A 23,055-nucleotide genomic window follows, 5' to 3' on the forward strand; every position below is an offset into this window, starting at 1 on the left:
TTTTTCTTTATTGTGCAGTTTCGATTTCGCCTAGCGCTGCTTGTGCAAGTAGATTCAAGTAATTCCATGGGCGGTCAAAATGTGGTTGGAAGAAGAAATCTGAAAGTGCGAGATCTTCTACAGTCATTTTATTTTGAACAGCTAAAGACATAGTATTTGCTGATTGTGTAATGTCGTATTTGGACATGAACTGAGCACCTACGATACGATTCGTTCCTTTTTCATAGACTAGCTCCATCATTACTTTTTCAGTAGTTGGCATGAACTCTGGACGATAATTATCTTCAAATACAGTCGCTTGGACTTCTAGATCGTTCAAAGTTGCGCTTTCTTTGGTCACACCTGTCGAACCGATCGTCCAGCCAAATAGGTAAAGTCCTGAAGTTCCTTGAGTACCACGATACGCCATTTTATGATCTGTCAAGTTATTTCCCACAAGCAAACCTTGACGAACGGCATTTGTTGCCAAAGGAATATAGTTTTGCGTGCCACTTGGATTGTAGTTGACTACTGCAGAGTCTCCAGCTGCAAAAATGTCTGGATTACTTGTCTGCATGTATTCATTCACTTTGATTGCCCCGTTTGGCAGTGTATCTACTTTTCCTTCGATCAGTTTTGTATTTGGACGGAAGCCCACACATAAAATGACCATATCTGTATCAAATGTATCTGTTGGTGTAGCTACTTGTTTCACTTTTCCTTCTTCATCTGTGATAAATTCAGTAACATTTTCGCCTAGCGCAAGAGTAACACCGCGGTCTGTCAATTCTTTTTCTAAGATATCTGTGAATGGTTTATCTAGATATTTATTCAAGATGCGATCTAATCCATCAATCAATGTCACTTGTTTTCCAGATTCGACAAAAGCTTCTACTAATTCAATACCGATATATCCACCACCAACAATTACTACACGTTTTGCTTCTTTTGCTTGTGCAATAATTTCATTTGCTTGATTGTAGTTTTTGCATAGGAGTACATTTTTCGCATCGATTCCACTAATCGGTGGGATAATAGGCCATGAACCAGTTGTCATCACTAATTTATCATAAGAAACCGTTTCTGTTTCTCCTGTTTTCAGATCTTTTGCCGTTACTGTTTTATTTTCTGTATCGACGTCTGTTACATCGTGTTCCATTTTAACTGTTGCTCCTAATGAAGATAATTCTTCAGGATTTGAGTAGAACAAGCCTGCTGGGTCCTTTACTACTCCTCCGACATAAAGTGCGATACCGCAAGATAAGAAAGAAATATTGTCATTTCTTTCATATACTGTCACTTCTGCTTCTGGATGATTTTTTAAAATACTTTTTACAGCTGCAGTACCTGCATGAGTACAGCCAATTACTACTACTTTCATTTATGGTCCCTCCGATTAACATTTTGTCCTTCGACAAAACTACTATAACAGAAATAAAACGGATACAACAGTTTAATGCTTGTGAATTCACAAAGGTTTGTTTGTAGTTTCATTCCTTTTCAAGCATAAGAACCCAATATCTACAAGATTCTTATTGTGATAATATTCACTTTGATATCTAAGATTGTGAATAAAAGACAAAAAAATAAAAAAGCTAGCGTTTTTTTTACACAGCTAGCTTTTTTTAGGTATAACACTTATAGAAACTGTTTTTACATTTGCACCTTTTTTGCTGACTCTTTACAATCCGGACAGAGTCCATACAATTCCAACCGATGTTCATTAATCTCAAAATCAGTCAGTCTGCTCGCAGCCATTTCTATATCTTCAAGCCCTGGGTAATGAAAATCAACAATCTTACCGCAGTTTTCACAAATTACATGATAATGACGCTTTGAACTGAAATCAAATCGGCTAGAAGCATCGCCGTACTTCATTTCTTGAACAAATCCAATCGAAGTAAATAAGCGAAGGTTATTGTAAACAGTCGCAACACTCATATTTGGAAACTGATGTTCAAGTGCTTTATAAATCTCATCAGCCGTTGGATGGGAATGATGTTCAATCAAATATTCTAAAACCGCGTACCGTTGAGGTGTGATTCGAACGTTCTCTTTTTTTAACTTTTCGATAACCTCTTCGACTAACTTATTTTCCATGTAAACACCCCACGTTGTTATTCTCGTCTTATCATACTATTTTTACATTTTAAAATCCACTTAACATGAAAAGAAAATTCAATTTTATTGTATTTTAATGAAAAAAGACGTAAAACAGTCGCGTTCACTATTCTACGTCTCTATTCAAATAATTTTTCTCATCATAAATTTTTGTGTGTTCTTTTCATCTTTAAAAGTTTTTTACATAAACCTATCTGGAGAAAAACCAAGTGCCTTATATCTCTTGGTAAAGGGCTGTAGATAAATAACGTTCACCATTGTCGGGAACCACAGCTAATACCTTCTTGCCTTTTCCTAATTCTTTTGCGACTTTTAGCGCGGCAGCAATTGCAGCGCCAGATGAGATGCCTACTAAAATCCCTTCTTTTCGCCCAACTTCTCTAGCTGTTTCCATCGCTTCGTCTCCACTAATAGAAAGGACTTTATCATACACAGAAGTATCCAGTGTTTTAGGAACAAAACCTGTACCGATTCCTTGGATTTTGTGAGGTCCCGCTTCTTTCCCTTCTAAAATAGCAGATTCTGCTGGTTCTACCCCGATTAATTCGATTTTCGGATACACACGTTTTAATTCTCGGCCAGCGCCAGTGATCGTTCCTCCTGTACCGATACCTGCAACAAACGCGTCCAAGCCATTTACTCCAAATGCTTGATGTATCTCAGGACCAGTCGTCTTCTCATGCACAAGAGGATTTGCTTCATTTTCAAATTGTAATGGTAAAAAGTAGCCGTTTTCTTTTGCCAAACGTTCTGCTTCTCTGATTGATCCAGAAATACCATCCGCACCAGGAGTCAAAATCAACTCTGCGCCGTACCCTTTCATCAATAAACGTCTTTCGATACTCATCGTCTCAGGCATCACGATGATTACTTTATATCCTTTTGCAACTCCTACCATCGACAATCCGATTCCTGTATTTCCAGAAGTAGGTTCAATGATAGTATCACCTGGTTTCAGTAGACCATCGTGTTCTGCTTTTTCTATCATACTTAAAGCAATACGATCTTTTACACTTCCTCCTGGATTAAAAAACTCAAGCTTTACAAAAACATCTGCTGAATCTTCTGGTACGATTTTATTTAATTTGACGATTGGCGTTTTGCCAATCAATTCGGTGACTGAGTTATAGATAGCTGTCATCTTCAATTCCTCCTTGTCTTTGCTCTTCTTACTTATCATAATACAATCTGTTCATTTATGGCGAGTGATTCGTCTTTAACTAGCAAAAAAAAGACAAAGATATACCATATATGGTAGTTTCTTTGCCTTTTTATCTAAATCAAACGTTTAGTTCTTGACCAACTAATAAAGAATAACTGGACATAGACATGCCATTTTTCGCCATTAGATCATCAACAGACATGCCAAATTTTTGTGCAATATCCCATAGCGTATCACCTGACACGACTGTATATGTCTGACCATTATTTGTATTTACATCTGTTGTTGAAGATGATGACGTTGAAGTCGTCGTAGTAGTCGTTGTTGTTGTAATTGTGGTTGTTGTAGCCGAACCTGTTGATGGCGTATCAAAACGGGTTAAATTATAAGTATTAATCAATGAGTTCAATTTGGCCCCATAATTTGGATCGGTAGCATAACGACCTGTCAAGTACGCTGTTGCATCATAAAAACTTGTTGTATTGCTTTTCCACACGCCAGCATAATGATAATCGCCCGTGGAAAAACTGGTTGAACGAAGAACATTCGCATGGTCTTGGAAGGATTCCCAATAAGAAGAATATTTTCGGAATGGTTCATTCATCGTTACCCATTGTCCGTTTACATATTCTTTGGTTGCCATATAAACGACCTGTCCGTTATAGCTTCCTTTCACACCGAATAGATTATAATTTGGCGCACTAGCTAATCCGGAAGTGCCATATGCACTTTCCAACAACGCTTGAGCGATCATGACTGAAGCATACAAGTCATTACTTGCAGCAACTTCTGACGCAGACCAGCCGATTTGATCGATAAACGCTTGAGGATCAGCGACTGTTTGAGATCCTTGTTCATCTGCATAAACATGTTGCGGTACCGCTGTAACCATCATCGGCCCAACTAAAAGACTCGTTCCAATTAAAGGAGCAATCGCTTTTTTATTGATCACCATTTTTCTTTTAGGTCTATGGTGCCGGGCACTGCGGGTCTTCAGCTCTTGCATTCAAATTCCTCCTCAAAATAAAAAAACTTAATAAAAAGTTCTCTTCTTAAAACAAACTTAATTAATTAAATTATACTTTTAATTCTCAAGAAACACAAACTAATCCGAAGAATTCTTTGTTTTGTCATTTAAATGTAACATAGCCGAAAACGAAAAGTAATATTGATTTATTCTTCTAACACATAAAGAACAGCTGTCTCCAACTTGCAGACAGCTGTTCTTATCAGTCAAACAATTGCTTGGATCTATGTTAGTTGATTGTACGTATTCACGACATTTTCTACTGTAAATCCAAATTCTTCTAAAATTTTAGTGCCAGGGGCAGATGCACCGAAATGATCGATTGTAATCGTTGCGCCCTCTGTTCCTACGTAGCGTTCCCATCCAAATGATGCAGCAGCTTCGATAGCCACACGTTTCTTCACTGATTTAGGCAGTACACTTTCTTTATATTCAGAAGATTGTTTTTCAAAGAGGTCAAAGCTTGGCATAGAAACAACAGAAACATCTTTGCCTTTTTCAGCCAATTCTTTTTGAGCTTTCACAGCCAAATCAACTTCAGAACCTGTTGCAATCAAAATACCTTCTGGTGTTTCTCCTTGTGATGGAGAAAGAACATACGCGCCTTTTTTCACCATTTCATCTGCTACTTCTTTTGTAGAAGGCAATACTGGAAGGTTTTGACGACTCAATACAAGGATAGTAGGCGCATCTGTTGTCTCCATCGCTACTTTCCAAGCAGCACGTGTTTCATTTCCGTCTGCCGGACGAATCACTTGAACACCAGGCATGCAGCGAACAGATGCTAGTTGTTCAATCGGTTCGTGCGTTGGTCCGTCTTCTCCGACAGCAACCGAGTCATGTGTTAAGACGTAAACAACAGGAGTATGTTGGATTGCTGCTAAACGAACTGCTGGTCTTAGATAATCGACAAAGACAAAGAATGTTCCACCGTAGATACGAGTTCCGCCATGAAGTTGGATACCATTCATAGCCGAAGCCATTGCAAATTCGCGGACACCGAACCAGATGTTGCGTCCTTCATAATGTTCAGGAGTGAAATCTTTATCTGCAGCCACCATTGTATTATTGGAACCTGACAAGTCCGCTGAACCACCCCAGAAGCTTGGTATAGCTTTCGATAATTCTTGGATGACTTCTTTACTTGAAACACGGCTTGCTTGACTGCTTCCAACTTCATAAGTTGGCAATTCTGCATCCCAGTTTTCTGGTAGTTTGCCATCAAAAGCATCTTCAAATTGTTGTGCTAATTCAGGATAAGCTTTTTTATAATTGGCAAACATTTCATTCCATGCATCTTCAGCTTTTTGTCCTTCTTCTATCATCGTTTGATGGAAGCGGGCAGCTACTTCTTCTGGAACAGTGAAATCTGGATACTCCCAACCATAAACTTCTTTAGCCATCTTGATGCCATCTTCACCAATAGGAGCACCATGAACAGCAGATGTTCCTTCTTTAGGAGCACCATAGCCGATGACTGTTTTTACTTCGATCAATGTTGGTTTGTCTGTTTCAGCTTTTGCTTCTTCAATCGCTTTAGAGATTGCTTCTAGGTCATTTCCGTCTTTCACTAAGATATGTTGCCAGCCATATGCTTCATAGCGAGCACCAACGTTTTCTGTGAAAGCTTTTGAAGTTGGACCGTCTAGTGAAATATCGTTTGAATCGTATAAAACGATCAATTTCCCTAGTTTCATATGACCTGCCATCGAACTTGCTTCTTGAGATACCCCTTCCATCAAGTCTCCGTCACCGCATATTGCATACGTATAGTGATCCATCACATTAAAGTTTTCTTTGTTATACGTTGCTGCAAGGTGCGCTTCTGCCATTGCCATACCGACAGCCATTGCAATCCCTTGTCCTAATGGCCCTGTAGTGGCTTCTACACCATCTGTATGATGTACTTCAGGATGTCCTGGTGTTTTAGAATCCCATTGACGGAATTGTTTCAAATCATCGATTGTCACTTGATAGCCAGCTAAATGAAGCAAGCTATACAACATTGCTGACCCATGTCCTGCCGAAAGAACGAAACGGTCGCGGTCAGCCCAGTTTTTTGATGTCGTTGGATTTACTTTCAGGTGTTTTGTCCATAACGCATATGCCATAGGTGCTGCGCCCATCGGCAATCCAGGATGTCCTGAGTTTGCTTTTTGGACTGCTTCAATACTTAGTGTACGAATTGTGTTAACGCCAAGTTGGTCAATTTTGTCAAACAAAATAACCCCTCCTATTAATTTAGGTTTTTTTTACCTTTATTTCTTACACTTTCATTCTATAAGATGTCACACGAAAAAGCAATCTTTTTCAGTATTTTTTACTAAAAGTTGTCATTTCGGTTGTGTAAGCCTTTTTTCTTTTGGATTTCTTTTAATTTTTCCGGGGTCACGTCATTGCCCTCAGGATCGACGACTTTCATTCCTTCGATATGATGACGCATACCGGAACGAAAAGCTTCCAAATACTCTTTGCGTAAGTTGATTTGTTCTTGTTCTTCGGCTTTTGAGAGACCATTTTCCTTCTTTTTACGTGCAAGTTCATTGATCCGCTCTATTTTTTCAGGTGACAGCATGCTCAGCCCTCCTTTTACTCTCCTTCATATTATATAAAAACTGAAAAAAAAACAACTAGATAAACTAAATAAAATACGAACATTCGTTTGATTTAGCGCTTTTTATATGGTACTATTTATTTATCAAGTGAAAGAAGGTGTACCTTGTGGCCCGACAAACTGAATCAAGACAAATCGAAGTCTTACGATATATCCATGAACAAGTAACCCAAAAAGGATACCCGCCGACTGTCCGTGAAATCGGGGAAGCTGTTCAGCTTTCTTCTACTTCTACTGTTCACGGTCATCTTGCACGGCTTGAAAAAAAAGGGTTTATCCAAAGAGATCCGACGAAACCTCGTGCAATCGAGTTGACAAAACAAGGTTTAGAAAAGATTGGGATTCGTCCAACAACTATTCCAGTACTTGGCGTCGTAACAGCTGGAGAACCCATTTTAGCAGTAGAGGATGCTTCAGACTTCTTTCCAATCCCTCCTAATCTTTCTTCCGAAGAAGGCAGTCTCTTTATGCTGACAATTCGTGGAGATAGTATGATCAATGCTGGGATCTTGGATGGTGACAACGTGATCGTTCGGAAGCAAGAAACTGCTCAAAATGGCGATATTGTCATTGCAATGACTGCCGAGGACGAAGCGACTTGCAAACGATTCTATAAAGAAAAGAACTTTTTCCGTCTGCAGCCTGAAAACGACTTGCTCGAACCAATCATCTTAGATCAAGTATCTATATTAGGACGAGTAGTAGGACTTTATCGTAGTCATATCTATTAATTGCTACTAATAAAAGAAAACTTTTTTAAAAGAGTTTGAGACGATGGTCTCAAACTCTTTTTTCGCCCAGGTTCTTCTTCTTTCAAATTTTTATCACTTCCCTCTTTACAAACCGAACAAATATTCGTATACTAAATATACGAACAATTGTTCGCATAAATTAACGAGGTGAGAATTCATGAAATCAATGAGACGTCTTGGCTTAGTATTAACTGTTTTGTTTTTAGGTATTATTATTGGTAATTTCGGCATACGTCCAGCTTTACTTGTGTTTGTTCCGTTATTTACTTTGTGGTTCATGTTGTGGGATGAAAAGAAGTACCGTCAATCTGAGCGGCGCAGAATTCATGAAGATCATTTCTATCATGAGCCCTACTACAGATCCAGGCAATCATAATAAGGATTGACTGCTAATTATTCAAAAGACAAGAAGTTAAACTTTTACGGAGGTGTGACAAAAATCGGTCACATCCTTTTTTCGAATAAACGGTGTTCTAAAGCCAGTTTTTCGGTATTAAGTCAAATTGCGGAAAAAGTGATTTTTTAAACTTCTACTGGTCTTTGCTTGTTTCCATTTATAAAAAAATAGCGACCCTCAAAAGTCAGATAGAGAATCTGACTTTTGAGGGTCGCTTTAAAATCGCTTCTTTAAGAATAACATCAAGAATAGCTTCTTTTTTCTGCTTAATATTCCATTAATGTAATGATGTCATATCCTTTGATTTTGTCGCGTCCATGAAGATCCATCAATTCGATCAAAAATGCGCAGCCTACGACTACACCGCCTAATTGTTCGATCAGTTCGATCGTCGCTTTGATTGTTCCTCCAGTAGCTAGTAAATCGTCACAAATTAGCACACGTTGACCTGGTTTAATGGCATCCTTATGCAATGTCAATGTATCTGTTCCATATTCTAATCCATAAGTCACTTCGATGGTTTCTCGAGGTAACTTCCCTTTTTTGCGGACTGGGGCAAAACCGACTCCTAACTCATAAGCAACAGGACATCCTACGATGAATCCACGGGCTTCTGGCCCAACTACCATATCAATTCGTTTTTCTTTTGCATAATTTACGATTTGCTTCGTAGCTTCCCGATAAGCGTCACCATCTGCCATCAGTGGGGAAATATCTCGAAACACAATTCCTTTTGACGGATAGTCGGGAATACTGGCAATATAATCTTTTAAATCCACTCTTTGTTTCCTCCTAGGTTGTTAACCATTTCTTTATGGTAGGAATATCGCTCAAAAGCAAAAATTCCTCAACTTTGATTTTATTGAGCCGCCGCTGGTATAATCTGCTCTCAGTCAAAGGATGACTTTCTGGGCTAGCGACTTTTTGTAAAACACCGTTCTCTATTGTAACAAATTTCAATTCAAAAAACACCTGTATCATAAAAATTAATAATTTTTCAGGGATACGCAAATATTGAGCTATTGCTTTTATTTTATGACGTATATCAATTCGTTCTTGAGAATGGATCAGTTTAAACAATTTTGCGTACTGTTCTCTTGTGCCTACCCCATTCAAATAGGCCTCATCAGGCGAAATCCCCATCAGATAAACACGATTGAATGAATAAGACCGAAAAACTTCTTTCAGATCCGCTAAATCATCTGGACAATCCATAACAACTAGAGAGTTCGGTTTTCTTTTTTCAATTATTGCCTTTACAGAATCTAGTCCTTCGAAAACAATCGCAGCTTCCTGGATAATCTCAGGCACGAATTTCAACGTCGAAGAATCAAATGCTAAATAAAGGCTACCTTCCGACGTTCGGCTCTGTTCACGGAAACGTTTTGCCCGCCAATCAAATACTTGCAGACCACCCACAGAAAAATCAGATACCATCAGCTGCGGTTTCTTACGCCCGTTCCATTCATTGATCGAAAGCTTTCCTACCACATCTACCTGATTATTCAGCAGTTCTTCTTCTTGAGTACCAAAACCAAAAGCGACCGCATCAAGCTGACTCGATGCATCGGAAAGGACAAATTTCAGATGCTGTTGGTTTGCTCCGATTTTTTTGATATTTTCTGCTTGGACTTGTCGAAATAAAAACTGAGGCAAAGGATTATCCGTACCAAATGGCGCCAATAGTTTCAGCTCATCAATTCGCTCTACTGTTACTTCATTTGGCAGCAATACTTCATCAATTCTCAACTCAGGCCCTCTCATCAAGTCAATTTGATGATCGACTATATATTGGTTCATCTTCTCCTGTAGTATAGTGACATTTTCACTTGGCATCGTTAAACCGACTGCTGCATGATGTCCTCCGAAGTAAGTAAATAAATCTCGCATCTGGTCAAGCATTTCAAAAAGATTCAAGGCTTCAATACTACGTCCAGATCCTTTAGCTGATCCATCTTCTTTTAAAGTAAGGACAAGCGTTGGTTTACCCGTTTCATTCATTATTTTCCCAGCAACAATGCCCAAAACGCCTTCATGCCATCCTCGGTTTACCAATAGATGGATATGATTCTCCTTATTGACCATCGCTAATGCTTCTTGTGTTATCTGCTCTACGATTGCTTTTCTTTCTTCATTGATCTCATTCAATTTTTTTGCTTGAACGGATGCTTCCTCTTCATCAAACGTCGCAAGTAACGAGACGGCAGGACGTGGATCGCCCATCCGACCGATTGCATTTAGTCTGGGAGCAATCGAAAAACCGATCGTTGTTTCGTCTGCATCCCTCATTTTTATGCCGCTTTCTTCAAATAGCGCCTGAAGTCCTATCCGTTCTGAATGATGAATGGCATCGATTCCTAATGAAACAAGGATTCGATTCTCATCAGTCAATGAAACTAAATCGGCGATCGTTCCTATCGCTACTAAATCCAAAAATTCTGCAGGCGGTTCTTCCAATAATGCAGAAGCTACTTTGAATGCTACTCCGACTCCTGCCAAATCTGGAAATGGATAGTGCCCCGCTGGATGACGAGGGTGAACAATCGCATAAGCGTCTGGTAAATTCTCAGGTAGTTCGTGATGATCTGTAATGATCACGTCTACACCAGCTTGCTGAGCGTATGCTACCGCATCATTTCCTGCTACCCCGTTATCAACAGTGATGATCAACTGGATTCCTTCTTCGATCTTTTCTTGGTATACCGATTGGTTTGGTCCATACCCATGCTCAAATCGATTTGGCAGGAATACTTCTACTTCTGCACCAAGTAATTCCAGTGTTTCTTTCATTACCGTTGCACTGGTGATCCCATCTGCGTCATAATCACCGTAAACGAGGATTTTTTCTCCACTGATTACAGCTTCTTGGATTCGGCTGATTGCTTTATCCATATCGTGCATCAGATACGGATCATGTAATTCTTGTTCCTTTGGATGTAAAAATCGGTTGATATCCTTTTCCTCATGGTAACCTCTTTGCCACAGTAACTTACCGACAAATGGAGATAATTTCAGTTCACGGATCATTTGGAGAAAGGATTCAGAAGGCTCTGTCTCGCTTAACTTCCAATCAAAATTTGCTTGTCTCACTTTCTCACTCCTAACTTAGTTATTATAGCAAAGGAAATCAGCAAAAAAAAGCAGAAAGAAAGAATAAAAACAGATCAGATCCGCTAGACAGATGTTCAGCAGGACCTGATCTTTTGTACGACCATTTATGAAATATCCCTATTAGTCAAAATAATTGAAGCTTTGTTTGGGCGATTGAGTTTTTTGTTCTTCCGGCGCTTTCAATTGACTGATTTGTGCGGTTTTCGCTTGTAACTCCGCCTGATAAGCAGCTTCCAACTCCGCACGTTCGTTTCTAAACTCGCGTTGCTGTTCTTCTTTTGCTTCTTCAATTTTCTTTTGAAGTTCTGTTTGATATTCTGACATTTCCTGAGTCAGCTGTTTGATTTGCTTTTTTTGCTGCCATAGTGTTGCCGAAGCAGTCAAAAATACAATCAGTGCACCAATCAGCGCAGAACCGATGATCACTAAGATCAATGGCGCAGAAAAGGAAGTGAAGCCAAAACTTACAGGAACATTTTTATTGTTCAATACAGCAAAAAGAACAATAATCAAAACTAAAACAAATCCAAGAATCACATTGCTTTGCTTTTTCAATTCCTTCACCTACTTTTTGTTAAAAATTCCGCTGGCTAAATAATCACCAATCGTTGGAAACAGCGTATAAAATTTTGATGCAACTTCTAAAATAAACGGTTGATTGATTTCCCGTTTTGGATGTCTCATATTGCGGACGATCATTTTTGCCAACTTGGCAGGTTCTAAAACGATTTGTCCGACTTTTTCCAAATAGCTTCCGCTTGGATCAGCCTTATCGAAGAAATCTGTCTCGATTGGACCTGGATTCACTGTCGTAACAGCTACGCCAAGTGGTTTCAATTCTAATCGCAAAGCGTTGGAGAAGCCAAGGACTGCAAATTTCGTGGCAGAATAAACCGTTGATTTTGCAGTTGCCATTTTTCCAGCCATAGAGGCGATATTAATGATATGACCTTGTCTTCTTTCTGCCATATCGATCGCAAATTTTTGTGTCAAAACCATCATTCCTAAGATGTTGACTTCAAACATATCGTATGCTTTTCCAAGGTCGAATGTAAGGAAGTCTTCGAAAATCCCAAAACCCGCATTGTTTACCAGAATATCGACGCGCCCGACTTCTTCCATCACCTTTTCATATAATTCGTCCACGCTTTCAGGATTGCTGACGTCTACCTTGAAAGCATAAGCCTCTTTGCCGCTCAAGCGTCTGCACTCGTCTCTGACACCTTCTACAAATGCCATTCTTCGTGCGCAACTTATAACGATTGCTCCTTGCTTTGCTGCTTCATAACAGATTTGTGCGCCCAGACCGCCTGAACTACCTGTTACTAAAACAACTTTATCTTCTAAATTCATGCCTCTTCCTCCTCGCGAAATGGAATCTCAATGCTATCAAAATCTTTCATGATCGTCGTGTTTTCAAACACTTCTTGTGCTTCTTTTTCAAGCTCTAAAGCTGCTTTTCCTAAATATCTCGCACTAATATGAGTAAGTAGCAGCCGTTTTGCCTGCGCTTCTTTTGCAACTTCAGCAGCTTGATGAGTCGTGGAATGGAAATAGTTGTGCGCCATTCTTGCTTCATCTTTATTAAATGTGCTTTCATGTACCAGAATATCGCTATTTTCCGCAAGCACAACGGAATTATGTGTTTTTCTCGTATCGCCTAAAATAGTCACGATTCGTCCTTTTTTATCTGGACCTACGAAATCTTTTCCATTGATCGTTCGCCCATCTTCTAGTTGGATCGTTTCACCTTGCTTCAGTTTGCCGTACAGTGGTCCAGCTGGAATACCTAATTCTTTTAGACGATCCACCTGCAATTCTCCTTTATGATCATGTTCAACCACACGATAACCAAAACTGTCGATCCCATGATTTAGTTTTTTTGTATAAACAGAAAATTGCTGATCAGTAAAAATCGGGGCTGTTTCATTTAGCTCAATGAATTTTAGCGGATAACTTAAACGCGTTTGCGAAATACCTAAAGAGACTTTTATGTATTCCTCTATCCCTTTTGGCCCGTAAATCTCTAATGGCGTATCCCCACCTTGAAATGACCGGCTACTGATGAGCCCGGGAAGTCCAAAAATATGATCGCCGTGTAAATGTGTAATGAAAATTTTACCGATTTTTCTCGGACGAATAGTCGTTCGCAAAATCTGCATTTGCGTGCCTTCGCCACAGTCGAACAACCAAACTTCATTGCGCTCGTCTAAAAGTTTCAATGCTATACTTGTCACATTTCTATGTTTTGCAGGAACACCTGCACCTGTTCCTAAAAATTGTAATTCCATAATCTACCTGACTTTCTTTAAGTTCCTCTTTAATTTTAGGGTAAAAAGAAGGGATAATCAACCGTAAGTCGAGAATGGGTTCAAATTAAAAATAACGTTCTAAAGCGATAGCGTTTTCTTTGAAAATTACTATAAAAACAGCAGCGAACCCGTTTGAGATCCTCTGCTGTTTTTTATTAATTTGAAGATCCAGAACTTTCATTGTCGTTGGAAGTTTGCGGATGTTTGTCCTTCCAAGTCTTTTGTGCAGCTTCTTTCGCATGATTTTCAGCTTCTTTCGCATCATGCACATCTTTTTCGACATCTTCATAATCCAAGCGGGTAATTTCTCCGCCTAATTCCATCATTACCAATTGATTCAGTGGGCGATTGTCCTCTTCATCAGCAATCAAGATCAGTCCTGTAGCTCCTTCACCGATTTTATTTCCTACAAAGTCGAACACGGTCTGGGCATCTTTTATTTCTTTGGCATCTTGTGTCGCACCGATCATTCCTCCGGCAAACCATCCTAATAAAATCCCTAGCGGACCACCTAATACACCAACCAACATTCCGATTAATCCACCCGTAGAAGATTTGTTATTACCGGTAAAGTCGATAAAATCTTCTATTTTGAATTGATGTGTCCCATTAGGATCATGGCTGACAACTGCCATCTGTTCTCCTTTAATCGAACGAACAGCATGTAACTTTTTGATTTCTGAAAATGCCTGATATGCCTGGCTTTCTACTTGAAAATTTAAAATGATTACTCGTTTGCTCATTAAAAACGCCCCTTTCATACCTTCTTGTTATTTATTTTACCTTTAATTGTAAAATAAGAAAAGAAAAGCACTCTTTTTTTCCAATAAAATAGGGCTGTGACAAAAGTCGTATCACAGCTCCTTTTTCCGAATAAACGACGTTCTTGAAGCTGACCACTTCTGTCACAACCTCCCTTAAATCTGAATCTATATTTTTTGGTATTTGTTTTTATTTGCTTGCCTATTCGACAAATTCAAATTCAAACTCACCGATACGTACAAGGTCGCCATCTTTCGCACCGCGTGCCCGAAGAGCTTCATCCACACCCATACCACGTAATTGACGAGCAAAACGCATCACTGTTTCATCATGATCGAAATTTGTCATTTGGAATAATTTTTCGATCTTCTCACCAGATAAGATCCACGTTGCATCTGAATCACGATCGATTTGGAACTCAGGACCTTCTGGATTGAATCCATAGTGTACAGTTTCTTCTTCCAGTTCTTCTTCGTACAATGGGAATTCTGGCGTTACTTCTAACAAATCTGCTGTAGCATTCAATAACGCGTCCAATCCTTGTCGAGTCACTCCAGAAATTGGAAATACTGGGATGTCATCAGCAAATTCATCTTCTTTTTCCTTGTTCAGCTGTTCTTTGAATTTCACTAGATTTTCCTGTGCATCCGGCATATCCATTTTGTTTGCCACGATGATTTGCGGACGCTCTAGCAAGCGTAAGTTATAAGTAGATAATTCTTTGTTGATGGCAAGATAGTCTTCATAAGGATCTCGTCCTTCCATCCCACTCATATCGATCACATGTAAAATTACTCGTGTTCTTTCGATATGACGAAGGAATTGTGTACCCAGCCCAACACCTTGCGAAGCTCCTTCAATCAAGCCTGGCAAGTCTGCTGCGGCAAAACTTCTGCCATCACTTGTAGTAACCATTCCTAGATTAGGGACGAGCGTCGTGAAATGATAAGCGCCGATTTTTGGACGAGCAGATGAAATAACGGATAGTAAAGTCGATTTCCCGACAGATGGAAAACCTACAAGTCCAACGTCTGCCAATACTTTCAATTCTAGTTCGATTTTTCGCTCTTGTCCTGGTTCACCGTTTTCAGCAATTTCCGGTGCAGGATTCCGAGGAGAGGCAAAACGGATATTCCCTCGTCCACCGCGTCCACCTTTTGCCACAACTAGTGTTTGACCATTTTCAATTAAATCTCCTAAAAGAGCACCAGTCTCCGCATCTCGGACAGTGGTTCCTTGTGGTACTTTAACATAGGTATCTTCTGAACCACGACCGTGCATCCCTTTACTCATCCCATTTTCACCTGGCTGCGCTTTGAAATGGCGATTGAACCGAAAATCCATCAATGTACGTAACCCTTCATCGACGATCAAGATGACATCGCCGCCACGACCACCGTCTCCGCCAGCCGGTCCGCCGTCAGGAACGTATTTTTCGCGACGAAATGCAACCATTCCGTCTCCGCCCTTGCCAGCTTTCACATCGATCGTTACTTGATCTAAAAACATGGACATAATTAAGTCCTCCTATTATTCATTTATTTATTTGACTGCCTGAATTTCCACAATAAACAAAAGTCTTACTTATTTTATCGGTGAAATCTGATTTTGTCTATCATTTCAGCAAAAAGATTGTTTACCTTCTTCTTTTTTTATCATTTGGTAAGGTTTCCAACCTTTTTTCTGCTACCAAGTATAATTTTTTGACAAAATATTCTTTGCGTAGCAGAATAACAGTGTATTAATTGTATTAATTGAGGATGCCGTTTCACAGCACACCTAATAAAGGAGGAACTTTTGATATGACAGTAAAAGTAGGTATTAACGGATTTGGGCGTATTGGCCGTCTGGCTTTCCGCCGCATCAAAGAAGTCTCAGATGATATTGAAGTAGTAGCAATCAACGACTTAACAAGTCCAACTATGTTAGCACAATTATTGCAATTTGACTCTACTCATGGTACTTATCCTGGCACAGTTACTGCAACAGAAGACTCAATCGTAGTGGATGGCGAAGCAACTCGTGTTTATGCAGAACCCGACGCAAGCAAAATCCCTTGGGCAAAAGAAAACGGTGTAGATATCGTACTAGAATGTACTGGTTTTTATACATCTGAAGAAAAAGCAAAAGCGCATTTAGATGCTGGTGTCAAACGAGTAGTTATTTCTGCCCCAGCTGGTGCTATGAAAACCATCGTCTATAACGTCAATGATGATACATTAGATGAAAACGACAAAATCATCTCAGCAGGTTCATGTACAACAAACTGTTTAGCACCTATGGCTTATTTCTTAAATAATGAATTTGGGATCGAAGTTGGTACAATGACAACAGTTCATGCCTACACTTCCACACAAATGCTCTTAGATGGACCTGTAAAAGGCGGTAATTTGCGTGCTGCTCGTTCAGCTGCTGACAATACTATCCCACATTCTACTGGTGCTGCGAAAGCAATCGGCTTAGTTATCCCTGAGCTACAAGGAAAATTACAAGGACACGCACAACGTGTTCCAGTCGTTGATGGTTCATTAACTGAATTGGTTTCAGTATTGAAAACAAAAGTAACTGCTGATCAAGTAAACGAAGCAATCAAAAAACACACAGTTGACAATCCTTCATTCGGGTATGATGACCGTCAAATCGTTTCTAGCGATGTCATTGGAACAACTCAAGGTTCGATCTTTGACCCAACGCAAACAGAAGTAACAACTGCTGGTGATTTCCAACTTGTTAAAACTGTTGCATGGTATGACAATGAGTATGGATTTACTTGCCAAATGATTCGCTTACTAGAAAAATTCGCTAACTTGTAATTTGATAGATCAATCGATAAAAGAAGCCTTTGACTGGATCCAGTCAAAGGCTTCTTTCTTTTCATCCCCTACTTTTAAACTCGTTCAATGAACATATTGGCTTAAAAATTGTTGGACTACTTGCTGATATTTTTCAGGATCTGTCTTGTATGCTTCCGCATGCTCGGCTCCTTTTACAACATACTTTTCTTTTGGTCCCTTCGTTGCACGATAGACCTTATCTAACATTTCAAATGGTACAAATGTATCTTCGTCTCCATGTATAAAGAGCATTGGGCGCTGGTTTTTCTTCAATTGTTCCACTGCATTTGCTTCACCGAAAAAGTAGCCAGCACGGACTTTTGTCACTAGACTTGTTACTTGCATAAGCGGAAATGCTGGAAGACTAAACATATCGTCTAGCTGATAGGCAAGCTCATCATGGACGGAAGAATAACCGCAATCTTCAATGATTGCTTTCACATTATCTGGTAGTTTTTCTCCGCTAGTCATCATAACTGTTGCTGCTCCCATGCTGACACCGTATAGAACGATTTCTTGCGATTTTCCATTGTTTTCTAGCACTTTGTTTATCCACTGTACATAGTCTTTACGCTCTGGCCATCCAAATCCAATGTAATCCCCTTCGCTTTTTCCATGTCCTCTTGCATCAGGAACAAGGACATTGTAACCCATATCATGAAACATCTTTGCGTAATTGGTCATCGTTTCAGCGTTTCCCATATAGCCATGAGCCACAAGAGCTGTTTTTTCACTTTTCGTTTCAGCAGGAAGATAAATCGCTGATAATTTCAGACCGTCTTTTGAAGTGATGGTCCAATCGCTTCGGTTTTCTTTTGAACTAAACCATTTATGTGCATCCGTTTCTTTGGATGTCTGTGTTGTACCAGGTGTATCTTCGTCTAAAAAGTCTTTCTCAGAAGGCACAACAGCATAATTATAAAAATAATTCCCTGCAAACACTAACGCAACAATCAGAGCTAAAGCGACGCCTAAAAGGATTTTCATCCAAAGTTTCATAAATCATCCATCTCATTTCTCTTTTTTCATATAACCTTGAATTAGTATAATCAAAGAATCTCTACTATGCAATGTTCATTTTTATAACCTATAAAAAAACAAAATAAAAAAGCAGAAATAACTGGCTATTTCTAGCGGATTATTTCTGCAATAACTAATTATCTATTTTTTATTTTCAATTAATTTAAAGCTTGACCATGGTTTCAAAAAGTCAAGGAGGAATAATTCGTCATCGGAGATTCTTCCTACAACATTGACACGTCCGTCGTTTTTCATATCCTTCAAGGCGATTTGTGTTTCTCCTTTGTATTGACCGTACCCTTCATTGTCAATCAGTACATCCCCATGATGCATATCTCGCGTATTATGAGGCGGGAAATCTTTATCTTTGTAGTATACACGAGTCATCGTTGAACGAAGGATATATTCTGAGCGATCCCCTCGATAACTATGAAGGTTATCAAACAAGCAGATTCGTTCGTTTTCTGTAATACCTTCTTCCGTATCTACTTTCAATGTTGGATAATCCGCGTTAAATGCTTCTGCCATTTCTTTCAATTCTTCTTCACTTGCGTACGCATTTCCAATAGAAATATCATCAATCAATCCCGTAAGGATTAAATGCTTCACTTGTGTCGCAATTTCAAGATCTCGGTGGTCTTCCAGCGTGCACAAGCCATCTTGCGTAGGCCAAGGGCCAAACTCAGCAGATTGCGAATTGACGAATGCCATCGTATTCAAATTATATTTTCTGAATTTTTCTGAACAAAAAACAAAGTGTTCGTATCCTAAACCAGAGTATCGATGAGGATAAAAATTATGAGAACCTAATAAATTATCCGTGTTTGGCGAATAACTCATGATGTTGTCAACGTAATTCGTGCCCGAACTCATATTGATCTCGATTTTGATACCAAAAGGATTGCGCGTCATTTTTGCTTCTTCTGCTCCTGTGAATCCGATATCTAAGCGGACCCCGTAAGCACCCATCTTATGGAAAAAAGATAAGTCATCGTAAGAAATCTCCAACTGTTCAAATAACGCTGGATTGATATCAACCATTACTTCCATGCCTAGGCTATTCGCGTAATCAACTACTTCTTTAAATTCTGAAAGAACTTTTTCTTTATCATCATTGATCTGCAGCAAACTGGTAAAAACCCGTTTATACCCATACTTATGAGCTAAATCCAAGTACGCTTTGTCCTTTTCAAATGTTGACCGTTCTGGATAAATCGAGATTCCTAATTTTCCCATATTACCATTTCCTCCTGCATCTTTTCGTTTTTGTATCCACTTACATTATAGCAAACACAAAGTAAATGGTCTACACCTTTTCTTTTTCTTTTAAAATAAATGATAAATTCCAATAATTTAAGTAGGTATTTTCCCTCTATTTTGTTATCATTAAAGATAACAAAATAGTAAATTGGAAAGGAACAGTTATGAAGAAAAATAAAGTTATTTTAAGTATTAGTTTAGCAGCAGCATTGCTGTTTGCTGCTGGTTGTTCTGCAAACAACACGACTTCTTCTAGTTCGTCTACAGAAAGTTCAAAAAGTACATCTACTGCGGAAAGCACGACTGCCAGTAGCGTCGATTTGAACGCATTGGAATTACCACAATTGACGAAAGATGTCGCCGAAAATGAAGATCTGGTCGAAATGGTGACGAATAAAGGCACAATCAAAATCAAATTATTTCCCGAATATGCACCAAAAGCGGTTGAAAACTTTATGACACATGCAAAAGACGGTTACTACAACGGACTGACTTTCCATCGCGTCATCAAAGATTTCATGATCCAAGGTGGCGATCCTAAAGGCGATGGCACTGGAGGGGAAAGCATTTGGGGAGAAGGATTTGAAACAGAGATCAACAACCACCTTTATAATATAAGAGGTGCGTTATCTATGGCTCGCTCACAAGATCCTAACAGTAACGGCAGCCAGTTCTTTATCGTTCAAAATACAGATGATATGCATGATGGTCTTTTAAAAGACGACTATCCTCAAGCAATCATCGACGCTTATAAAAACGGCGGTTATCCTTCACTAGATGGCCATTATACTGTCTTCGGCCAAGTGATTGAAGGAATGGATGTCGTGGATGCTATTGCAAATATCGAAACAGATAGTTCAGACAAACCAAAAGAAGAAGTAAAAATCGATAAAATCAATATACTGCAAGAAGCAAAACAAAAATAAAAAAATAACGTCTGAATCCTGCATAGATGACAACGTATGCTAAGATTCAGGCGTCTTCTTTTTACATAAAAAGCAAGTAAGCTTCCTTTTGTTTTGCTATATCAGGTTTTATAGTCAAGCATTTTGGTTGACGATGAACGTGAACTCGCACTCACAGACTTTTTTATCATCTACATATGCTGCAGATAACGCTGTACCGACTGATCCCTTCATTTTGGTGATTTCAAAATGACATTTCAGCACATCTCCTGGAACAACTTTTTGACGGAATTTGGCCTTATTGATCCCACCGATATAAGCTCTTTTTCCTAGAAACTCTTCTGATTTTAGGATAAGTATCGAACCTGCTTGTGCCAGTGTTTCTAGAATCAACGCACCCGGCATCACTGGATTGTCAGAAAAGTGACCTTGGAAAAAATCTTCATTGATTGTTACATTTTTTGTCGCAACGATCTTTTTTCCTGGTTCTAAAGTATCTACATAATCAATATAACAAATAGGATAACGATTAGGAATCAATTCCATTACTTCAGTAGCAGATAATACGTAAGACATAATTAAACTCCTTCTTTCAGGCAATTGCCATTTTCATTACTTTGACTATCAAAGTATCATATTCCTAAATATTTAGCAATCTTTTTTTAATTTAAGAAAAAATAGTTTGACAATCAAAACATTTTGACTAATAATTAAGAAATCAAGAAGTTATTTTAGCTATTATTCTCTATTTTTTTACGACTATCAAATTTTTATCAGAAACAAAGGAGAGTCATTATGTCATTTCTAGAAGGAAAAAAAATCGTCATTATGGGCGTCGCTAACAAAAAAAGCATTGCTTGGGGTTGTGCTGAAGCAATGTTGAAACAAGGGGCAGAAATTATCTATACTTACCAAAATGAACGAATGAAAAAATCATTAGTCAAATTGGTCGGCGAAGAAGCATTCACTGTAGAATGTGATGTTTCTAGCGACGAAAGCATCGAAAAAGCAATGAATGCCATCGGTGAATATGCTGGGGAGATCCACGGCCTTGTCCATGCAGTTGCTTACGCCAACAAAGAAGAATTGTCCGGAAATGTGTCTGATATTTCCAGAGACGGCTATCAATTAGCTCAAGATATCAGCAGCTACTCTTTAATTGCTGTATCAAAATACGCACAACCGTTTCTTGCACCAAACAGCGGGATCGTTAGCATGACTTATCTAGGTTCAGAACGCGCAATCCCGAATTATAACATGATGGGTATTGCGAAAGCTTCTCTTGAAGCTGCTATCCGTTATTTGGCAGCTGAGTTCTCGCCTAAAGGAATTCGGGTCAATGGAATCTCAGCTGGGGCAATCAAAACATTAGCTGTCACAGGTGTTAAAGACTATCAAAAACTGATCCAGTTATCTGAATCTCGTACGCCTGATCAGCAAGGTGTGACGATCGAAGAAGTCGGTAATGCTTGTGCTTTCTTAATCAGCCCACTTTCCAGCGGAATCATCGGTGATATTATCTACGTTGACAAAGGTGTCCATCTTTCATAAACTTTTGTTGCATTCTTTAAAGTAAAACATATAAAAATCAGGAAAAAACTTTTTAAAGTTTCTTCCTGATTTTTTCTTTTTACGTTTTTTTCAACTCATTACTTTGAAATTATTCCACGACTTCAATCCAGCCTTCTGGTGCTTCTATGTCTCCAAATTGAATACCTGTCAATTCATCATACAACCGTTTTGTTACTGGTCCTACTTCCGTTTCACTATAAAATACATGAAGATTGTTATTGTGATAAATCCCACCGATTGGAGAAATAACAGCCGCTGTACCACATGCACCAGCTTCTGCAAATTGATCTAGATCATCAATGAAAATATCTCCTTCAATTGCTTGCAGTCCTAGTCGTTCTTCAGCTAACTGCAACAAGGAATATTTCGTGATACTTGGTAAGATAGAGGGCGATTGCGGAGTGATGAATTTTCCGTCTTTTGTAATTCCAAAGAAATTTGCTGCACCTACTTCTTCGATTTTCGTATGTGTGGCTGGATCAAGATAAACACAATCTGAGTAATCCAGTTCTTTTGCTTCTGTTCCTGGAAGTAAACTCGCTGCGTAATTTCCGCCGACTTTTGCTGCACCAGTCCCCTTAGGAGCAGCACGATCGTAATCAGATACAATAAAATTCGTTGGTTTTAGTCCACCTTTGAAATACGCTCCTACTGGCGTACAGAAGACGACAAATAAATATTCTGGAGCTGGATGGACACCAATGTTTTCACCGACCCCAATCAGTAAAGGGCGCAAGTATAATGTAGCGCCTGTTCCATAGGGCGGCACAAAATCTTCATTTGCTTTTACCACTTGCTTGACAGCATCAACGAACATCTTTTCAGGGACCATTGGCATCAGCAATCGTCTAGCACTTTGATTCATCCGTCGACTATTTTGTTCAGGTCGAAAGAGATTGACCTTGCCGTCTTTTCGACGATAAGCTTTTAGACCTTCAAAACATTGCTGACCATAATGAAGCGCTGGAGAGCCTTCATGAATCGTCAGGTAATTATCTTCTGTCAATTCTCCTTCTTCCCATTGTCCGTCTTTCCATTTGGCAATAAAACGCCAAGGAGTTTTGATATAAGAAAAACCTAGATTGTTCCAATCGATTTGCATATACTTACCACCTTCGTTATTTTCTCCACATTTTATCATTATCCATATTATTTGTCATTTTATTTTCAGCTTTTTTCCTTCATTATAGTTATTTTTGCTATTTCCTTTTTTGAAAACTTCTTGGT

At 39.0% G+C, this 23,055-nt stretch carries 22 protein-coding genes; 5 read left to right on the plus strand and 17 right to left on the minus strand.

Annotated elements, in window-relative coordinates; all coding sequences use genetic code 11:
* Positions 1-7 precede the first annotated feature (7 nt).
* The 6 genes from OS139_RS01075 to OS139_RS01100 all read right to left on the minus strand — a co-directional run bounded on the left by OS139_RS01075 (position 8) and on the right by OS139_RS01100 (position 6,864).
* A complete protein-coding gene (locus tag OS139_RS01075; protein ID WP_002289543.1) occupies positions 8-1,360 on the minus strand; it encodes an NADH oxidase in 1,353 nt (450 codons plus the stop codon).
* A 272-nt stretch (positions 1,361-1,632) separates the two neighbouring features.
* Positions 1,633-2,079: a Fur family transcriptional regulator gene (locus tag OS139_RS01080; protein WP_325066768.1), complete on the minus strand. Its 447-nt coding sequence runs from the start codon at positions 2,077-2,079 to the stop codon at positions 1,633-1,635.
* A 235-nt stretch (positions 2,080-2,314) separates the two neighbouring features.
* Positions 2,315-3,241, minus strand: a complete 927-nt coding sequence (gene cysK / locus OS139_RS01085; protein WP_002296093.1) for a cysteine synthase A — start codon at positions 3,239-3,241, stop codon at positions 2,315-2,317.
* Positions 3,242-3,380: 139 nt separating this feature from the next.
* The gene (locus OS139_RS01090) at positions 3,381-4,268 is read right to left on the minus strand and encodes a glucosaminidase domain-containing protein (RefSeq protein ID WP_002331799.1); all 888 of its coding nucleotides are present in this window, start codon (positions 4,266-4,268) and stop codon (positions 3,381-3,383) included.
* Between the two features lie 245 nt (positions 4,269-4,513).
* A complete protein-coding gene (gene tkt / locus OS139_RS01095; protein WP_002331800.1) occupies positions 4,514-6,511 on the minus strand; it encodes a transketolase in 1,998 nt (665 codons plus the stop codon).
* Between the two features lie 101 nt (positions 6,512-6,612).
* The gene (locus tag OS139_RS01100) at positions 6,613-6,864 is read right to left on the minus strand and encodes a DUF896 family protein (RefSeq protein ID WP_002295816.1); all 252 of its coding nucleotides are present in this window, start codon (positions 6,862-6,864) and stop codon (positions 6,613-6,615) included.
* 146 nt (positions 6,865-7,010) lie between these two features.
* Between OS139_RS01100 and lexA the strand changes: the two genes are divergently transcribed.
* Both lexA and OS139_RS01110 read left to right on the plus strand, forming a co-directional pair.
* Positions 7,011-7,634 carry a transcriptional repressor LexA gene (gene lexA / locus OS139_RS01105; RefSeq protein WP_002296572.1) on the plus strand — a complete coding sequence of 208 codons (624 nt, stop codon included), beginning with the start codon at positions 7,011-7,013 and terminating at the stop codon, positions 7,632-7,634.
* A 178-nt stretch (positions 7,635-7,812) separates the two neighbouring features.
* A complete protein-coding gene (locus OS139_RS01110; protein ID WP_002297436.1) occupies positions 7,813-8,031 on the plus strand; it encodes a hypothetical protein in 219 nt (72 codons plus the stop codon).
* A gap of 287 nt (positions 8,032-8,318) precedes the next feature.
* Here OS139_RS01110 and OS139_RS01115 read toward each other — a convergent pair whose 3' ends face one another.
* The 7 genes from OS139_RS01115 to obgE form a co-directional block, all read right to left on the minus strand.
* On the minus strand, positions 8,319-8,831 hold the full coding sequence (locus OS139_RS01115; RefSeq protein ID WP_002295813.1) for an adenine phosphoribosyltransferase: 513 nt from the start codon (positions 8,829-8,831) through the stop codon (positions 8,319-8,321).
* Positions 8,832-8,844: 13 nt separating this feature from the next.
* On the minus strand, positions 8,845-11,142 hold the full coding sequence (recJ, locus tag OS139_RS01120; protein WP_002331801.1) for a single-stranded-DNA-specific exonuclease RecJ: 2,298 nt from the start codon (positions 11,140-11,142) through the stop codon (positions 8,845-8,847).
* Positions 11,143-11,283: 141 nt separating this feature from the next.
* On the minus strand, positions 11,284-11,727 hold the full coding sequence (locus tag OS139_RS01125; protein ID WP_002303793.1) for a LapA family protein: 444 nt from the start codon (positions 11,725-11,727) through the stop codon (positions 11,284-11,286).
* Entirely contained in the window at positions 11,728-12,516 is a 789-nt protein-coding gene (locus tag OS139_RS01130) for an SDR family NAD(P)-dependent oxidoreductase (protein WP_002295810.1), read from the minus strand.
* Positions 12,513-13,454 (minus strand): ribonuclease Z, encoded by a 942-nt coding sequence (rnz, locus tag OS139_RS01135; protein WP_002295809.1) that lies wholly within the window; start codon positions 13,452-13,454, stop codon positions 12,513-12,515. Before rnz ends, OS139_RS01130 begins: the two co-directional genes overlap by 4 nt.
* Positions 13,455-13,630: 176 nt before the next feature.
* Positions 13,631-14,218, minus strand: coding sequence for a hypothetical protein (locus tag OS139_RS01140; RefSeq protein WP_002295807.1), 588 nt, complete (start codon positions 14,216-14,218; stop codon positions 13,631-13,633).
* A gap of 220 nt (positions 14,219-14,438) precedes the next feature.
* Complete coding sequence (gene obgE, locus OS139_RS01145; RefSeq protein ID WP_002295805.1) at positions 14,439-15,752, minus strand: GTPase ObgE; 1,314 nt, start codon at positions 15,750-15,752, stop codon at positions 14,439-14,441.
* A 287-nt stretch (positions 15,753-16,039) separates the two neighbouring features.
* Here obgE and gap point away from each other — a divergent pair, with 287 nt between their 5' ends.
* On the plus strand, positions 16,040-17,050 hold the full coding sequence (gene gap, locus OS139_RS01150; RefSeq protein WP_002289734.1) for a type I glyceraldehyde-3-phosphate dehydrogenase: 1,011 nt from the start codon (positions 16,040-16,042) through the stop codon (positions 17,048-17,050).
* Positions 17,051-17,134: 84 nt separating this feature from the next.
* Here the strand turns inward: gap and OS139_RS01155 are convergent, their stop codons facing one another.
* Positions 17,135-18,070 (minus strand): alpha/beta hydrolase, encoded by a 936-nt coding sequence (locus OS139_RS01155; RefSeq protein WP_002289735.1) that lies wholly within the window; start codon positions 18,068-18,070, stop codon positions 17,135-17,137.
* Positions 18,071-18,232: 162 nt separating this feature from the next.
* A complete protein-coding gene (locus OS139_RS01160) occupies positions 18,233-19,327 on the minus strand; it encodes a DUF871 domain-containing protein (RefSeq protein WP_002295800.1) in 1,095 nt (364 codons plus the stop codon).
* Positions 19,328-19,515: 188 nt separating this feature from the next.
* On the opposite strand from OS139_RS01160, the gene OS139_RS01165 reads away from it, so the two are divergent.
* Complete coding sequence (locus tag OS139_RS01165; RefSeq protein ID WP_002295798.1) at positions 19,516-20,277, plus strand: peptidylprolyl isomerase; 762 nt, start codon at positions 19,516-19,518, stop codon at positions 20,275-20,277.
* A 114-nt stretch (positions 20,278-20,391) separates the two neighbouring features.
* On the opposite strand, the gene fabZ is transcribed toward OS139_RS01165, so the two are convergent.
* Entirely contained in the window at positions 20,392-20,832 is a 441-nt protein-coding gene (gene fabZ / locus OS139_RS01170; protein WP_002331803.1) for a 3-hydroxyacyl-ACP dehydratase FabZ, read from the minus strand.
* Between the two features lie 219 nt (positions 20,833-21,051).
* Here fabZ and fabI point away from each other — a divergent pair, with 219 nt between their 5' ends.
* Positions 21,052-21,807 (plus strand): enoyl-ACP reductase FabI, encoded by a 756-nt coding sequence (gene fabI, locus OS139_RS01175; RefSeq protein WP_002295795.1) that lies wholly within the window; start codon positions 21,052-21,054, stop codon positions 21,805-21,807.
* Positions 21,808-21,916: 109 nt separating this feature from the next.
* Here the strand turns inward: fabI and OS139_RS01180 are convergent, their stop codons facing one another.
* On the minus strand, positions 21,917-22,969 hold the full coding sequence (locus OS139_RS01180; protein WP_002321517.1) for a branched-chain amino acid aminotransferase: 1,053 nt from the start codon (positions 22,967-22,969) through the stop codon (positions 21,917-21,919).
* Positions 22,970-23,055 lie beyond the last annotated feature (86 nt).

Origin of the sequence: Enterococcus sp. E4-223, assembly GCF_035727065.1 — a bacterium.
Lineage (GTDB): Bacteria > Bacillota > Bacilli > Lactobacillales > Enterococcaceae > Enterococcus_B > Enterococcus_B faecium.

Coding starts and splice junctions, on each gene's coding strand:
- OS139_RS01080 (WP_325066768.1), bottom strand. CDS start 2,079: ATGGAAAATAAGTTAGTCGAAGAGGTTATCGAAAAGTTAAAAAAAGAG.
- rnz (WP_002295809.1), bottom strand. CDS start 13,454: ATGGAATTACAATTTTTAGGAACAGGTGCAGGTGTTCCTGCAAAACAT.
- gap (WP_002289734.1), top strand. CDS start 16,040: ATGACAGTAAAAGTAGGTATTAACGGATTTGGGCGTATTGGCCGTCTG.
- fabI (WP_002295795.1), top strand. CDS start 21,052: ATGTCATTTCTAGAAGGAAAAAAAATCGTCATTATGGGCGTCGCTAAC.
- OS139_RS01130 (WP_002295810.1), bottom strand. CDS start 12,516: ATGAATTTAGAAGATAAAGTTGTTTTAGTAACAGGTAGTTCAGGCGGT.
- OS139_RS01155 (WP_002289735.1), bottom strand. CDS start 18,070: ATGAAACTTTGGATGAAAATCCTTTTAGGCGTCGCTTTAGCTCTGATT.
- OS139_RS01100 (WP_002295816.1), bottom strand. CDS start 6,864: ATGCTGTCACCTGAAAAAATAGAGCGGATCAATGAACTTGCACGTAAA.
- OS139_RS01110 (WP_002297436.1), top strand. CDS start 7,813: ATGAAATCAATGAGACGTCTTGGCTTAGTATTAACTGTTTTGTTTTTA.
- cysK (WP_002296093.1), bottom strand. CDS start 3,241: ATGACAGCTATCTATAACTCAGTCACCGAATTGATTGGCAAAACGCCA.
- OS139_RS01090 (WP_002331799.1), bottom strand. CDS start 4,268: ATGCAAGAGCTGAAGACCCGCAGTGCCCGGCACCATAGACCTAAAAGA.
- OS139_RS01160 (WP_002295800.1), bottom strand. CDS start 19,327: ATGGGAAAATTAGGAATCTCGATTTATCCAGAACGGTCAACATTTGAA.
- OS139_RS01165 (WP_002295798.1), top strand. CDS start 19,516: ATGAAGAAAAATAAAGTTATTTTAAGTATTAGTTTAGCAGCAGCATTG.
- OS139_RS01140 (WP_002295807.1), bottom strand. CDS start 14,218: ATGAGCAAACGAGTAATCATTTTAAATTTTCAAGTAGAAAGCCAGGCA.
- fabZ (WP_002331803.1), bottom strand. CDS start 20,832: ATGTCTTACGTATTATCTGCTACTGAAGTAATGGAATTGATTCCTAAT.
- obgE (WP_002295805.1), bottom strand. CDS start 15,752: ATGTCCATGTTTTTAGATCAAGTAACGATCGATGTGAAAGCTGGCAAG.
- OS139_RS01180 (WP_002321517.1), bottom strand. CDS start 22,969: ATGATAAAATGTGGAGAAAATAACGAAGGTGGTAAGTATATGCAAATC.
- OS139_RS01075 (WP_002289543.1), bottom strand. CDS start 1,360: ATGAAAGTAGTAGTAATTGGCTGTACTCATGCAGGTACTGCAGCTGTA.